Here is a 13,199-nt window from a genome sequence, read left to right as displayed (position 1 = left end):
CGCAGGCGGCATCCCGGCCGGCTTCGCCTGAAGCCAGCGTCCGGGAGCCGATCCGGGGCGGCGCCACCTGGCGGTGGCGCCGCTTTTTTTTACGCCGGGGACGCCGTTCGCCAGGCGCGCAGCCGGCAGCGCAGGCTGCGCAGGCCAAGGCCGGCCAGCGCCAGCGGCGCCGGTGCGCGGCGGCGCGCCGGGATGGTATAGAACAGCAATTCGGCCCAGACCCGGGTACATGCCTCGGCCCGCACTTCTTCACCGCGACGCAATCCGTTCTCGACCATGGCCTGGTACAGCGCCGGCTCGCTCGCCAGGCGCGCCAGCGCCTCCCCGGCCTCGCGCGCCGACGCCACTTCGATGTAATCCAGCGGCGAGCGGCGCAACTCGCGGTAGGCCTGCTCGGGACCGAGAATGGCCGGCACGCCGGCCAGCCAGGCATTGATCAACTTGCTGGCCGGCTTCTTGACGTGCAGGTGCGACACGTCCTTGCGCATCGCCAGCACCACGTCGGTATCGTGGTAGTCGTTCCAGCTGGTCTGGTAAGACGCGGCATTGCCGCCCCATGCCACCGCGTCGCAGCGCCATTCGATGCCCTGGCGCCGCAGGCCGTCGGCCCACTCGGGTGCGGCGAATTCCGGCGTCATCTCGCCCACCGTCCCCTTGAAGGACACCGTGCGCACGGTGTTGCCGCGCTGCGGATCGCGCGCCACCAGGCCTGGCTGCGGCCAGTGCTGGACGTGGAAGGCGCTGCCGCCGTGCGCGGACGCGGCGTTCTGCACGATCTCGACATCGGCATGCGGCTGGTGCGGACGGTCGGCGCGCGCCGCCACGATGGTCAGGGCCGCCCCCCAACGCCGCCGGCACAGCAGCACCGGCACATGGTCGGCATGGACCACCACCAGGCCCGCATCCGGCGCCAGCGCGCTGAGCGCCACCGGATACCCGGCCCGCTTCAGGCGCAGATAGGTTTGCCCGACCCATACCTGCACCCCGGTGCTGAAAAGGCGCCAGTCGCGGTCCGGATCGGCATCCTGCAACAAGCGTACTTGTTGCGGATCCGGCAAGAAAAATGTTACCTGCTGCTTACTCAATGGCGCTCCGTCAGGGATTTGGATGGCGGTATGCCGTCTTCAGGCATGAAGATAATGTCATCTGGCAAAAAATGCAGCACGGAACGCGTGCGCTGCACAATTCAGCATATAATAATCGCGCGCTATTGCAAGAAATGCAATAGTATCACGCCAGCGTCCGGCAAAGCTGCGACGCTTGCCGACATGCGGATACAGGAGTCAGTGAGGATGTCTTTAATTCAGAGGATCGTTCAGCGCCTGAAACGGGATTATTTCCGTTCCCGGCACACGAAGGCGACCCGGCAAATCTTGTCGACCCCTCCGGTCGAGCGCGGCAACCTGCCGTTCATGCTGCTGTCGATGGTCCATACCCGCGACGTTCTCGCCTACCTGGTCGCGCTCAAGTCCTTCGTCCGTTATGCGAACGCGGAACGGGTGGTCGTGGTGTGCGATCCCTCGATCACCGATGAGGACCGTGCCGTGCTGCGCCAGCACGTGCCGCACATCGAGCTGCACCACGCCGACGAATTCGTCCATCCCGACATTCCGCGCGGCGGCGTGTGGGAAAGGCTGTACGCGATCTCGGGCTTCGTGCGCGAAACCTATGTGGTCCAGCTCGACGCCGATACCGTCACGGTCCAGCCGATCCCCGAAATCGTGGAAGGCGTGCGCAACGGCACCGGTTTCGTGCTGGCCGACCTGTCCGACACCCCGCTGCGCCAGCTGCCGGCGGTGCGCGAGCACGCGCTGCGCGTGCTCAAGCCGGGCGCCCACATCCAGACCATTTCCGAGAGCGAGATGGTCAATGTCGGCCTGCCGCAGGACGCCCTGTACGTGCGCGGCTGCGCCGGCTTCACCGGCTTCCCGCATTCGGACACCATGCGCGACGCCATGCTGGACTTTTCGCGCCGCATGACCGCCAAGCTGGGCGAGGACTGGAAGCGCTGGGGCACCGAGCAGGTGACCTCGAACTACCTGGTGGCCAATGCCCGCGGCACCCGCACGCTGCCCTTCCCCAAGTATGGCACCCCCGATTGCGCCACCGCGGAAACGGCTTTCCTGCACTTCATCGGTTCGATGCGCTTCATTAACAGCAAGTATGAAGCCACCTCGCGCGACGTGATTCGCGCGCTCGACGCCGCGCCAGGGGCCGGCGCCACGCTCGCGCAGTCGACCACGGCGGGCTGACGCACCGACGCCCACCGCTGCGATGTCCGGCCCGTCCTCTTTTTCCGCGCCGCGCCTGTTCCGTCTGCTGGCGGCGGCGCTCGTGCTGACCAGCACCGCCGCGCTGGCGGCATCCCCTCTCGCTGAAGTCCGCCTCCAGAACCTGCGCTCCGACCAGGCCGACGTCCCCTTCACCTTCGGCCAGGTCTTCGCGCCGGGCGACCTGGGCAAGAACGAGCGCCTGGCGGCGCGCCTGCAAGACGGCGCCCTGCTGCCGCTACAGGTCGATGTCAAGGCCACTCATGCGGACGGCTCGGTGCGCCATGCGGTCCTCTCCGGCGTCCTGCCACGTCTCGGCGCGCGCGCAAACGCCGACCTCGACCTGGTGAAGGAGCAAGCGCCGCAGCCGCGCGCCGCCGACGTCACCGTCAAGCGCCTGCTCGCCGACGGCCTGACGGCCAGCGTCACGCTCACGATCGATGGCGTGACCTACCGCGCCACCCTGGCCGAGGCGGCCGCCGGCGCCAGGGGCGAGAAGAACACCGGCGCCTGGCTCGACGGCCCGCTGGCGCGCGAGTGGCGCGGCCTGGCGCCATTCAAGGCGCAGGGCGGCGCCGCCCATCCGCTGCTGGACGCGCGCTTTGCCGTACGCTGGTATCCCGGCCTGGAACGACAGGCACGGGTCGAGGTCGTCGTCGAGAACACCAGGACCTTCCAGGCCGGCGCGCGCAACCTCGACTACGACGTCGAGGTCGAGGTGGGCGGACGCACCGTGTATGCCAGGGAAGGACTGCGCCATTACCATCACGCGCGCTGGCGCCAGCTGGCCTGGTGGAACGAGACGCGCGCCCCGGAACTGCACATCCGCCCCGACAGCGCCTACCTGATCGCCTCGCGCGCCGTGCCCAACTACGACCAGGGCATCAAGCCGAGCGAACGTTCGCTGGCTGACCAGGCTTCCCGGCTCGGCTCCGGAAAAACCGGCCCGATGACGATCGGACCCGTCAACCGCTACATGCCGGCGACCGGTGGGCGCGACGATATCGGACCTTTACCGGGCTGGTCGGTGCAATACCTGCTGTCGGCGGACTTGCGCGCGCGCGCCAGCATGATCGCGGCCGCCGAGGGTTCGGGCAGTTGGTCGATCCACCTGCGCGATGAACGCACCGGATACCCGCTGCGCACCGACACACCGGCCAATCGCCTCGTCTCCACCCACATGAACCTGGCAAACAGGCCGCCGCTGCCGGTGCCGCGCTGCGCCGGCAAGGGCTTGTGCGACACGCCCTACAAGCACGACACCTCGCATCAGCCTTCGCTCGCCTACCTGCCCTACCTGCTTACCGGCGACTATTACTACCTGGAAGAGCTGCACTTCTGGGCCGCCAGCAATCCGCTCGAAACCGATCCGGGCAATTCGGGTCGCGGGCAGGGCCTGGTGCGCTGGCAGCAGGTACGCGGCCAGGCATGGTCGCTGCGCACGCTCGGCCACGCCGCCTACATCACCCCCGACGCCCATCCGCTGAAAGGGTATTTCGCCAAGCAGCTCGACAATAACCTGGCCTTCTACCATGCGACGTATGTGGTGGGCAATCCGAATCGCCTGGGCGTGTACGACAGTTCGGGCGCCAGTTCGTTCAAGGTGAAGGCATCGGCGCCATGGCAGGACGACTTCCTTACCTGGAGCTTCGGGTATCTCGCAGAACTCGGCTTCGACAAGGCGCTGCCCATCTTGCGCTGGAAAGCGAAGTATGCGGTCGGGCGCATGACGACGCCCGGTTTCTGCTGGATCCAGGCCTCGGCCTATCATCTCGAATTCCGCCCTGGGCCGAAGGAGCCGCTGTTCGACGACCTGGCCACCATGTACCAGTTTAATTTTGGCGGCGACAGCATTCTCAACGAAAGCAAGAAGCTGAAGCATCCGCAGGGCCTGAAATATATCGACCAGCCCTGCGCGAGCCGCGAGCAGAGCGACTGGCTGCGCACGGCCAGCAAGGGACGCTGGTCGCCCGGCCGGATGTCGGGCTATTCGGACTCGCCGCTGGGCTATCCGGCCAATATGCAGCCCGCGCTGGCGGTAGCGGCGACGTCCGGCATTCCACATGCCGCAGAGGCCTGGAAACGCTTCGACGCACGGGCCGACAAGCCGGACTACAGCAAGATGCCCGTATGGGCCATCGTTCCCCGAAACAAAACGCAGGACGACTGAGTCGCCATGTGGGCAATCACTGGCAGGCACACTCAGTTTTCATGTAAGAAATGTATCGTGCGACCCTGAGGAAATAGGGATGCAGCATATAATATTGTGCATTACAGCAATCGATCGCATGCCGCCAGGCGTGCATGCCGCAGATATTCGTCCATGAAGAATCCGATCCGAGTTCGCACTGCAGACAGCCATCCGTGCCTTGCCCGGCCTGGCGCGCCCATCGTCGCGCCGGGGCCGTGCGCCTGAAGCGCCATCGCCGTCATCGACAGTCCTGACAACCATGGCAAACCTGCGACGATCGCTGTTCATCACCTTCTGTTCCTCGACCGGGGCGACGGTGCTCAAGTTCATCGTCAGCGTCCTGCTCGCGCGCATCCTGAGTCCGAGCGAGATCGGCGTCTTTTCGATGACCGTGGTGTTCGTCAATTTCGCCCATGTGTTCCGCGATTTCGGCGTCAACCAATACATCCAGCGCGAGAACGATCTCACTCCCGAGAAACTCCAATCGGCGGCTGGCGTACTGTTTTCCTCGTCCTGGCTGATCGCCCTGTGCCTGTATCTCGCCAGTGGCCCGATCGGCGCCGCGTTCGACGAGCCTCAGATGGTGCCGGTCATGCAGGTGCTGGCCCTCGGATTCGTGTTCATTCCTTTCGGCTCGATCACCAATGCCATGCTCTCGCGCAAATTCGAAGCGCAGAAGCAGGCCTACGTAACGGCAGCGGGCACCCTGAGTTATTGCGCCAGTTGCCTGGTGCTGGCCAAGCTCGGATTCGGCAGCATGAGCCTGGCGTGGGCCAACCTGATCAATATTCTCGTGAGTATCGTGGCCCTGGCTCCCTTCCGGCCACGCACTATGCCATGGCTGCCCGCGTTCACCCACTGGCGCGGCATCGTCAATTTCGGCGCGGGTTCTCTCATTTCGAATACGTCTGTGGCGATCAATAATGCGATTCCCGACATCCTGCTCGGCAAGCTCGGCTCGGCAAGCCAGGTCGGCCTGCTCAGCCGCGCCAATTCCACCGTCCAGATTTTCATCCACATCGCCGGCTCGACCATGACCTACGGCGCCGTTTCCTACATGGCGCAGATCTTCCACCGCGGCGAATCGCTGGCGCCGGTGCTGACCCGCGCCACCGTCCTGCTGACCGGGGTCGGCTGGACCGCGCTGGGATTGACGGCGGTGCTCGGGCACGACATCGTCCTGGCGCTGTACGGCCCGACCTGGCTCGAGGCGGTGCCCGCCATCCTGCCGCTGACGCTTGCGGCCGCCTCGGTAATGACGTTCCAGTATGTCAGCTTCGCGCTGACCGCGATTGGGCGCCCTTACATGAGCGCGGTGTTCGTGCTCGCCATCCTGTTCGCGCGCATCGGGTTCGGGGTATGGATGTACGATGGTTCGCTGGTGCGCTTCGCATGGTCGCTGTGCCTGGCAACGGTGCTGACCATGCCGCTGCGCGCCTACATCCAGCGTCATTATTTCGACCTCGGCATCGGCCGCCTGCTGCGCGCCCTGCTTCCGAGCGCGGTGGTGGCGCTGGGCACCAGCGGCGCCGCCATGCTGCTGGCGATGGCGCTGCCGTCCTCGCTGGCGCCGCTGCTGCGCCTGCTCGCCATGGCGCCGGTCATCGCCGTCGCCTGGTACCTGCTGCTGCGCCTGACGCGCCATGAACTGGTGGGCGAGGTGCACCGCCTGGCGGCCCCGATCAAGACCCGGCTGGCGCTGCTGCGCCCCAATCCGTGAATGGAATTCGCATGATCCTCGACCAAATCAAGACCATCCTCACCGACGTCCTCAGCCTGGGCGATGCCGGCCGCCAGCTGAGCGCCGACTCGCCCCTGCTGGGCGCGCTGCCCGAACTCGACTCGATGGCGGTGATCAGCCTGATCGCCGCCCTCGAGGAACATTTCGACATCGCGATCGACGACGACGACATCAGCGCCAGCACCTTCTCCACCCTGGGCAGCCTGGCCGCTTTCGTGGACGACAAGCGCGGCGCATGAAGGCCGCCGCCGGCGCGCCGGCCGAACCCTTCTTCCTGAAGGCGGACGGCGGGCAGCGCTTCTGCCTATATCACCCGCCGGCCGGCCCGGCGCGCGGGGCGCTGCTGTACGTGCATCCCTTCGCCGAAGAGCTGAACCGCGCGCGCCGCATGGCGGCGCTGCAGGCGCGCGCCTTCGCCGCGGCCGGCCACGCCGTGCTGCAGATCGACCTGGCCGGCTGCGGCGACAGCAGCGGCGACTTCGGCGACGCGCGCTGGGAACTGTGGAAGGCCGACCTGGCCCAGGCCGCGGCCTGGCTGCGCGAGCGAACCGACGCGCCGCTGCGGCTGTGGGGCCTGCGCCTGGGCGCCCTGCTGGCGCTCGACTACGCGCGCACGGCGGCGCACCCGGTGGCCGGCATGCTGCTGTGGCAGCCGGTGCTCAAGGGCTCCACCTACCTGACCCAGTTCCTGCGTCTGCGCCTGGCCGGCGCGCTGCTGGCCGATGGCGACGCCGGCGGCGGCACGGCGCAATTGCGTGCGGCGCTGCTGGCCGGCGAAGCGCTCGAGATTGCCGGCTACGACCTCGATCCCCACCTGGCGCGCGCGCTCGATGCGCTCGACCCGCTGGACGCCTTCCGCCCGGCCTGCCCGGTCGACTGGATCGAGGCGGTCACCCAGGCCGGCGCCGAGCCGTCCCCCGGCGCCGCGCGCGCCGCCGCCGCCTGGTGCGACGCCGGTGTCGACCTGCGCCTGCACCCGGTCCACAGCGCGCCGTTCTGGACCACCACCGAGATCACCGAGAATGCGGCCTGGCTGGAGACCGGCACGGCCGCGCTGGAGGCAAGACTGCATGGGCATTGAAGGCGTGGAGATCAGGCATATGGAAGCCGCTACCGATCCGGACCGGCCCCCGGAAGAACGGGCGCTCGCCTTCGACTGCGGCGGCGAGCGGCTGTACGGCATCCTGAGCCTGCCGGGTCATGCCGCATCCGGCGCGCGCGGCGTGCTGGTGGTCGTCGGCGGCCCGCAGTACCGGGCCGGCAGCCACCGCCAGTTCACCCTGCTGGCGCGCGACCTGGCGCAGGACGGCGTGCCGGTGCTGCGTTTCGACTACCGCGGCATGGGCGACAGCGAGGGCACGATCCGCCCGTTCGACGACGTCGAGGACGACCTGCGCGCCGCGATCGACGCCTTCATGGCGGCCTCGCCCGGCCTGCGCGAAGTGGTGCTGTGGGGCCTGTGCGACGCCGCTTCGGCGATCGGCATGTATGCGGCGCGCGACCCGCGCGTGACCGGACTGGTGCTGCTCAATCCCTGGGTGCGCACCGAGGACGGCCTGGCGCGCGCCACCCTGCGCCATTACTACCGGGCGCGCCTGCGCGACCCGGCCTTCTGGAAACAGCTGCTGCGCGGGGGCCTCGACTGGCGCCGTTCGCTGGCGTCATTGGTGGCGCTGCTGCGCAAGGCCAGGGGCGGGCCCGCGCCTGCCACCGCCGCCGCCACCGCTTCGCTGCCGGAACGGATGCGCGCCGGCCTGCAGGATTTTCGCGGGCAGGTATTGCTGGTGATCGCCGGCGCCGACCTGACCGCGCGCGAATTCTGCGACCTGGCCGACGCCGACCGCGCCTGGAAAGGCGTGCTGGCCCCGCCGCGCGTGACGCGGCGCCAGATCGACGACGCCGACCATACCTTCTCGCGCCGCGCCTGGCGCGACCAGGTCGCGCGCTGGACCGCCGAGTGGCTGCGCTCCTGGTAAATCCTCAGCGGCGCAGGCAGGCGCCGAAATCCTCGAAGGCGCCGTAAGCCTTCGCCTGGCCACGCGCGGCGCCGCACAAGTCGACGCCGTCCTGGCGCGGCATGGCGCGTGCCGGCGCCCTGTCGTGCCAAAGGAAATCGCCGCTGGCCGGCGCCGCGAACAGGGCGCGCACCGGATGCAGTCCCGCGTACGAGCGCCACAAGGCCGCGTCGCGGTTATCGCCCAGGCGCAGCAGGCCGCCGTCGCGGCTGCGGATCGGACCGTCGACCAGGTTGCCGTCGATCCGTGCGCTGCTGGTGGCGAAGCGCACGTCGATGCCGGCGGTGTCGACCAGGGTGTTGTCCTCGATCCGGGAATCGGCCGCGCTATTGAGATAAATACCGACGTCGGAACAGCCGACGACCAGGTTGGCGCGCACGACACCGCGCTCTTGTTCCGTAATGCAGCGGCCGTCGCGGCAATACGGCTTGCCGGTGCCGCCTCCCCCCAGCGACAGCCCGACGCGCTGGCCCGGCTGGCCAGCCAGCGCCTGCTCGCACCACACCAGGTTGCGCTCGAACAGATTGCCGCTGCCGCCGCCCTTGGCGAAGGCGCCGTAGCTGATCCGGTCGCCGCCCGCCTTGACGAAGTCGCGGATGATGTTGCCGCGCACGGTCCAGTCGCTGGCCGCGACCAGGTCGATCGGGGTCACCGGTTTGCGCGTCGCGCGCGGCGCCGGATTGGACAGGGTGTTCGCCTCGATCAGGCCATGGTCGGGAAAGCGTCCGGCGGCGCCGTTGATCTTGAAGTGGGCGTTGAAGCCTTGCAGGGTGTTGTTGACGGCCGCGAAGTGGCTGGCCGCGCCGGTCACCTGGAAGGCGTGCTCGCAGTCGTCGTGGGCGGCGCAGGCGCCGTCGATGGCGAGGTTCTCGAAGCGCCAGTGCGGGGCGTTGACCCGGATCGCGACCGGCACGTTCGACAGCAAGGTCACCGTGCCCGGCCGCGCGGCGCGCAGCACGACCGGCGCCTGCGCGCTGCCGGGCCGGCTGGCTTCCAGCGCACGGTGTTCGATGCGATAGCTGCCTGGCGCCAGCGTGATCGTCGTGCCCGGCGTGGCCGCGGCCATGGCGGCGCGCAGGGCGCCGACGTCGCCGACCGCGGCATCATCGGAACCGGCGGCTCCGGCCGGCTGCGGCTGGGCGCCCAGCGTCAGGGCCGCCAGGTCGGGCGCGGGAGCGCCGCCCGCTGCGCCGCGGTCCAGCGCCAGCAGGCTGCGGCTGGCGAACTGGCCGGCGCCGACGATGACGGCGTTGTGGCCGCTGCTGCGCTTTTCGATGTAGGGCGCCAGGGTGCGCGGCATCACGCCGGCACGCTCGGCCGCGAACAGCCCCGCCGCCACGCCGCAGCCGGCCAGCAGGGTCGCCGCCAGCGCCAGACGCGCGCCACGCTTCATGGGAAGCACTTCATAGGAAGCACTTCATGCGCTGCTCTTGATGCCGTGCCGGTTCATCAGGTCATACAGGGTCGGACGGCTCACGCCCAGCATCTCGGAAGCCTTGACGATATTGCCGTCCACCCGCGCTAGCGCGCGCACGATGGCCGCGTGTTCGGCCTCGTCGCGCACCTGGCGCAAATTCAGCGGTTGCTCGACCTGCGCGCCATCGCCGGGCAGGCCCAGGTCGTCGGCCACGATGGTCGGGCCGTCGGCCATGATCACGGCGCGCTTGACGCAGTTTTCCATCTCGCGCACATTGCCCGGCCACTGGTAGCCCTCGATGGCGGCGATCGCGTCGGGCGCGAAGTGCAGGGTCGGGCGCGATTCCTGGGCGCAGAACTTGTTCTTGAAATGGTGGGCCAGCAGGGCCGCATCGCCCTGGCGCGCGCGCAGCGGCGGGATCGTGACCACGATCTCCGACAGGCGGTAGTACAGGTCTTCGCGGAAGCGCCCGGTGCTGCACAATTCCTTGAGCTTTTGGTGGGTCGCGCACACGATGCGCACGTCGACCGGGATTTCCTCGTGGCCGCCGATGCGCTCGATCACGCGCTCCTGCAGGAAGCGCAGCAGCTTGGCCTGCAGCGCCATCGGCAGGTCGCCCACTTCGTCGAGGAAGAACGTGCCGCCGTTGGCCAGTTCGACCTTGCCCTTGGTCTGCTTGGCGGCGCCGGTGAAGGCGCCCTTCTCGTAGCCGAACAGTTCGCTCTCGAGCAGGTTCTCGGGAATCGCGGCGCAGTTGATCGCCACGAAGCGCTCCTTGGCGCGCGGCGACAGCGCGTGCAGCGCGCGCGCCAGCACTTCCTTGCCGGTGCCCGATTCGCCCAGGATCATCACCGAGGCCGAGGTCGGGGCCACCTTCTCGATGTTGCGGCACACCTTGAGCATGCCGGCGTCGCGGCTGATCACGCCCGCCATCGGCGAATCGGCCTGGTTCGACTGCATGCGGCGGTTTTCCATCTGCAGGTTGTGCAAAAAGAACGCGCGCTGGATCACCAGGTTCAGCACCTCGGGCTCGCACGGCTTCTGGTGGAAGTCGTAGGCGCCCATGGCGATCGCCTTGACCGCGTTGGCGCGCTCCTGGTTGCCGGTCAGGACGATCACGCGGGTGTCCGGCGCCAGCGCCAGGATCTGCTCCAGCGTGGCCAGGCCTTCGGTCGAACCGTCCGGATCGGGCGGCAGCCCGAGGTCCATGGTGACCACCGCCGGCTCGTGGCGGCGGATCTGCGCCAGCGCGCTTTCGCGGTCGCCGGCGACGACCACGTCATACGCATCGAAGCTCCAGCGCAGCTGCTTCTGCAGGCCGGGGTCGTCTTCGATGATCAACAGTTTCGGTTTGTTTTGGGTCACGGCTATTCCTCAGTTCACGCTGCGCGATCGATGGCGCCGGCGGCAATGCCGGCGCCGGCCTCATGGTACAACGGCAGGGTGACGGTAAAAGTGGTTCCGACCGAGGGCGTGCTGGTCAAGTCCAGCGCGCCGCCCAGTTCAGTGATGTATTCGCGGCTCTCGAACACGCCGATGCCCATGCCGGCCGGCTTGGTCGACTCGAACGGCTTGAACAGGCGCTCGCGAATGAATTTCTCGGTCATGCCGGCGCCGGTGTCGGCCACCGTGATCGCGACCCGGTTGCCCTGGCGGCGGATGCTGACGTTCACTTGGCCGCTCTTGGGCGTGGCCTCGATCGCGTTCTGGATCAGGTGGCCCAGCACGCGCTCGAGCCGTTCGCGGTCGGCCAGCACCATCAGGCCCTGCTGCTCGACCTGCAGCGACGGATGCGGCTCGAGGGCGCTCTTGAGCGCGATCGCCTGGCGCACCACGGCCTCGACCGACAGGGCGCGCGGCCGCGCCGGGGCGTCGTTGCGGCTCAGTTTCTGCAGCATCGACGTCATCTTCTGGATCGAATGGTCGACCGTATCGAGCATGTCGCGCTGGAACTCCGGATTGTCGCGGTGCTTTTCGGCGTTGGCGTTCATCAGGGACAGCTGGGACACCAGGTTCTTGAGGTCGTGCACCACGAAGGTCGACATGCGGTTGAACGAATCGAACTGGCGCGCCACCATCAACTCGTTGGCGGCGTCCTGCTGCGCCAGGTAGCTGGCGGCCTGGCTGCCCGCGATCTCGAGCAGGTCGAACACTTCCCAGTTCAGGGCCACCGTGCTGCGCGCGTCCTGCAGCACCACGAAGCCGAACAGTTTCGAGTGCATGATCAGGGGCACCACCAGCCAGCCGCGCGGGAATGCCTTGAGCCATTCCGGCAGTTCGAGGTCGCCGTACTTCTCGGGCAGGGCCTTGTATTCGTGCAGGTCGATCACCCACTGGGTGGTTTCCAGGAAGCGGCAGAACTTCGAATCGGCCGGCTCGACGGCGCTGCTGGAAGCCTGCCAGCCGGCCGCCGGGCGATAGGCGCCGGCGCCGCCGCTGTCGGGTTCCCCGTCGCGGCGCTGCCACAGCACCCCGCCCGGGCTTTCGACCAGGGCGCCGACCGCCTCGATCGCGCGTTCGCCGATATTGGCGCTGTGCTCGGACAGGGTGCGCGTGAAGCGCATCCATTCCTCGCGGTAGTCGTAGCCGTAGCTGTAGAAATGCTTGCTGATGAAAACCTTGAGCCAGGCGCGGAAGGTGCCCGAGAACAGGGTCCCGGCCAGCACCAGCAGCGCGCCGCACAGGAACACCACCTGCATCACGCCGCCCCAGCTGCCGCCGAAGTAGCGCAGGTAATAGCCGGCGAAGCCCATCGCCATCAGGTACAGCGCGGAGCCGAACAGCGCGGTCGAATGGAACATCACGCGCCGCGACAGCGCCAGCGCATTGGCGCGTGAGGCGCCGCGCTTGATCGCGGTGCCGATCAGCGGCATGGCCAGGGCGTTGACGATGCCGCGCGCGGCCCAGGTGTCCTGGTGCATCTCGTGGAACAGCATCGCCTGGCTGTACATGTAGAAGTCGTAGGCGAACATGGCGCCGATGCCGAGGCAGGCGAACTTGATGGCCCAGCGCTCCTGCACCGTCTTGTTGCGGTACACCTGCTCGACCAGCAGCATGCCCAGCACCGCCTGGCACACGCGCGCCGTCACGTTCGGCAGCAGGCCGTCGAAGTTGAGCATCAGGTCGGTGCGCAGCAACGCCGTCGCCAGCAGCAGGCCCAGGTAGACCATGCCGCCCACGAATACCGGGGTGCGCAGGCCGAACGGCCAGCGGCTGCCCGGATCGCGGTAGTTGCCCAGCAAGAGGAGCAGCACGACGCACCAGGCGCCGCTGCGCAGGATCTCGAGCTTGTCGGTCCAGACCGACCACAGCCCGAGGCCGGACGCGGCTTCCAGGGCCAGGGCGCCGGACCAGAGCGCGGTGAGCGCGCAGGCGATCGCGACCGGCGCGACGTGGCTGCGGCCGCGCCAGATCGTCAGCAGGAGACCGATCAGCAGGAAGAAACCGACGGCGGCGACGCTATAGCTGTAGACGGCAATGCTGGTCAACGTGCGCCATCCATGAGAACGTGCATTGAAAAAATCCGGGTAAGGAGGCCACACCGATGCCTGGCCCCGGGACCACC

General features: G+C 68.1%; 10 protein-coding genes. 6 read left to right on the top strand and 4 right to left on the bottom strand.

The window, feature by feature from the left end:
- Positions 1 to 89 precede the first annotated feature (89 nt).
- Positions 90 to 1,034 (bottom strand): hypothetical protein, encoded by a 945-nt coding sequence (locus KY496_RS19065; protein WP_157225420.1) that lies wholly within the window; start codon positions 1,032 to 1,034, stop codon positions 90 to 92.
- A gap of 339 nt (positions 1,035 to 1,373) precedes the next feature.
- Here KY496_RS19065 and KY496_RS19060 point away from each other — a divergent pair, with 339 nt between their 5' ends.
- The 6 genes from KY496_RS19060 (at position 1,374) to KY496_RS19035 (ending at position 8,178) form a co-directional block, all read left to right on the top strand.
- On the top strand, positions 1,374 to 2,252 hold the full coding sequence (locus KY496_RS19060; RefSeq protein WP_219861978.1) for a glycosyltransferase family A protein: 879 nt from the start codon (positions 1,374 to 1,376) through the stop codon (positions 2,250 to 2,252).
- A gap of 22 nt (positions 2,253 to 2,274) precedes the next feature.
- The gene (locus KY496_RS19055) at positions 2,275 to 4,440 is read left to right on the top strand and encodes a glycosyl hydrolase family 79 C-terminal domain-containing protein (protein WP_005663896.1); all 2,166 of its coding nucleotides are present in this window, start codon (positions 2,275 to 2,277) and stop codon (positions 4,438 to 4,440) included.
- A 280-nt stretch (positions 4,441 to 4,720) separates the two neighbouring features.
- The gene (locus KY496_RS19050; protein WP_005663898.1) at positions 4,721 to 6,181 is read left to right on the top strand and encodes an oligosaccharide flippase family protein; all 1,461 of its coding nucleotides are present in this window, start codon (positions 4,721 to 4,723) and stop codon (positions 6,179 to 6,181) included.
- Positions 6,182 to 6,192: 11 nt separating this feature from the next.
- On the top strand, positions 6,193 to 6,441 hold the full coding sequence (locus tag KY496_RS19045; RefSeq protein WP_005663900.1) for an acyl carrier protein: 249 nt from the start codon (positions 6,193 to 6,195) through the stop codon (positions 6,439 to 6,441).
- A complete protein-coding gene (locus KY496_RS19040) occupies positions 6,438 to 7,283 on the top strand; it encodes a hydrolase 2, exosortase A system-associated (RefSeq protein ID WP_005663902.1) in 846 nt (281 codons plus the stop codon). The genes KY496_RS19045 and KY496_RS19040 overlap by 4 nt, the downstream gene beginning before the upstream one ends.
- Before the next feature lie 19 nt (positions 7,284 to 7,302).
- Positions 7,303 to 8,178, top strand: coding sequence for a hydrolase 1, exosortase A system-associated (locus tag KY496_RS19035; protein WP_040775560.1), 876 nt, complete (start codon positions 7,303 to 7,305; stop codon positions 8,176 to 8,178).
- A gap of 4 nt (positions 8,179 to 8,182) precedes the next feature.
- On the opposite strand, the gene KY496_RS19030 is transcribed toward KY496_RS19035, so the two are convergent.
- Genes KY496_RS19030 through prsK form a run of 3 tightly spaced genes read right to left on the bottom strand, consistent with a single transcriptional unit; the run spans position 8,183 to position 13,122 of the window.
- Complete coding sequence (locus KY496_RS19030) at positions 8,183 to 9,610, bottom strand: NosD domain-containing protein (RefSeq protein ID WP_219861976.1); 1,428 nt, start codon at positions 9,608 to 9,610, stop codon at positions 8,183 to 8,185.
- Positions 9,611 to 9,634: 24 nt separating this feature from the next.
- Complete coding sequence (gene prsR / locus KY496_RS19025) at positions 9,635 to 10,999, bottom strand: PEP-CTERM-box response regulator transcription factor (RefSeq protein ID WP_219861975.1); 1,365 nt, start codon at positions 10,997 to 10,999, stop codon at positions 9,635 to 9,637.
- Between the two features lie 14 nt (positions 11,000 to 11,013).
- Complete coding sequence (prsK, locus tag KY496_RS19020; protein ID WP_005663911.1) at positions 11,014 to 13,122, bottom strand: XrtA/PEP-CTERM system histidine kinase PrsK; 2,109 nt, start codon at positions 13,120 to 13,122, stop codon at positions 11,014 to 11,016.
- Between the last annotated feature and the right edge of the window lie 77 nt (positions 13,123 to 13,199).

Source organism: Massilia sp. NP310 (genome assembly GCF_019443485.1).
In the GTDB taxonomy this organism is placed as follows: domain Bacteria; phylum Pseudomonadota; class Gammaproteobacteria; order Burkholderiales; family Burkholderiaceae_D; genus Telluria; species Telluria timonae.
The sequence above is the reverse complement of the archived record's forward strand: the minus strand, read 5'-3'. Positions and strand labels throughout refer to the sequence as shown.

What these genes read in the sequence shown, in the direction of transcription:
- KY496_RS19055 (WP_005663896.1), top strand. Translation starts at nt 2,275, where the DNA reads ATGTCCGGCCCGTCCTCTTTTTCCGCGCCGCGCCTGTTCCGTCTGCTG.
- KY496_RS19040 (WP_005663902.1), top strand. Translation starts at nt 6,438, where the DNA reads ATGAAGGCCGCCGCCGGCGCGCCGGCCGAACCCTTCTTCCTGAAGGCG.
- KY496_RS19035 (WP_040775560.1), top strand. Translation starts at nt 7,303, where the DNA reads ATGGAAGCCGCTACCGATCCGGACCGGCCCCCGGAAGAACGGGCGCTC.
- KY496_RS19050 (WP_005663898.1), top strand. Translation starts at nt 4,721, where the DNA reads ATGGCAAACCTGCGACGATCGCTGTTCATCACCTTCTGTTCCTCGACC.
- KY496_RS19030 (WP_219861976.1), bottom strand. Translation starts at nt 9,610, where the DNA reads ATGAAGCGTGGCGCGCGTCTGGCGCTGGCGGCGACCCTGCTGGCCGGC.
- KY496_RS19045 (WP_005663900.1), top strand. Translation starts at nt 6,193, where the DNA reads ATGATCCTCGACCAAATCAAGACCATCCTCACCGACGTCCTCAGCCTG.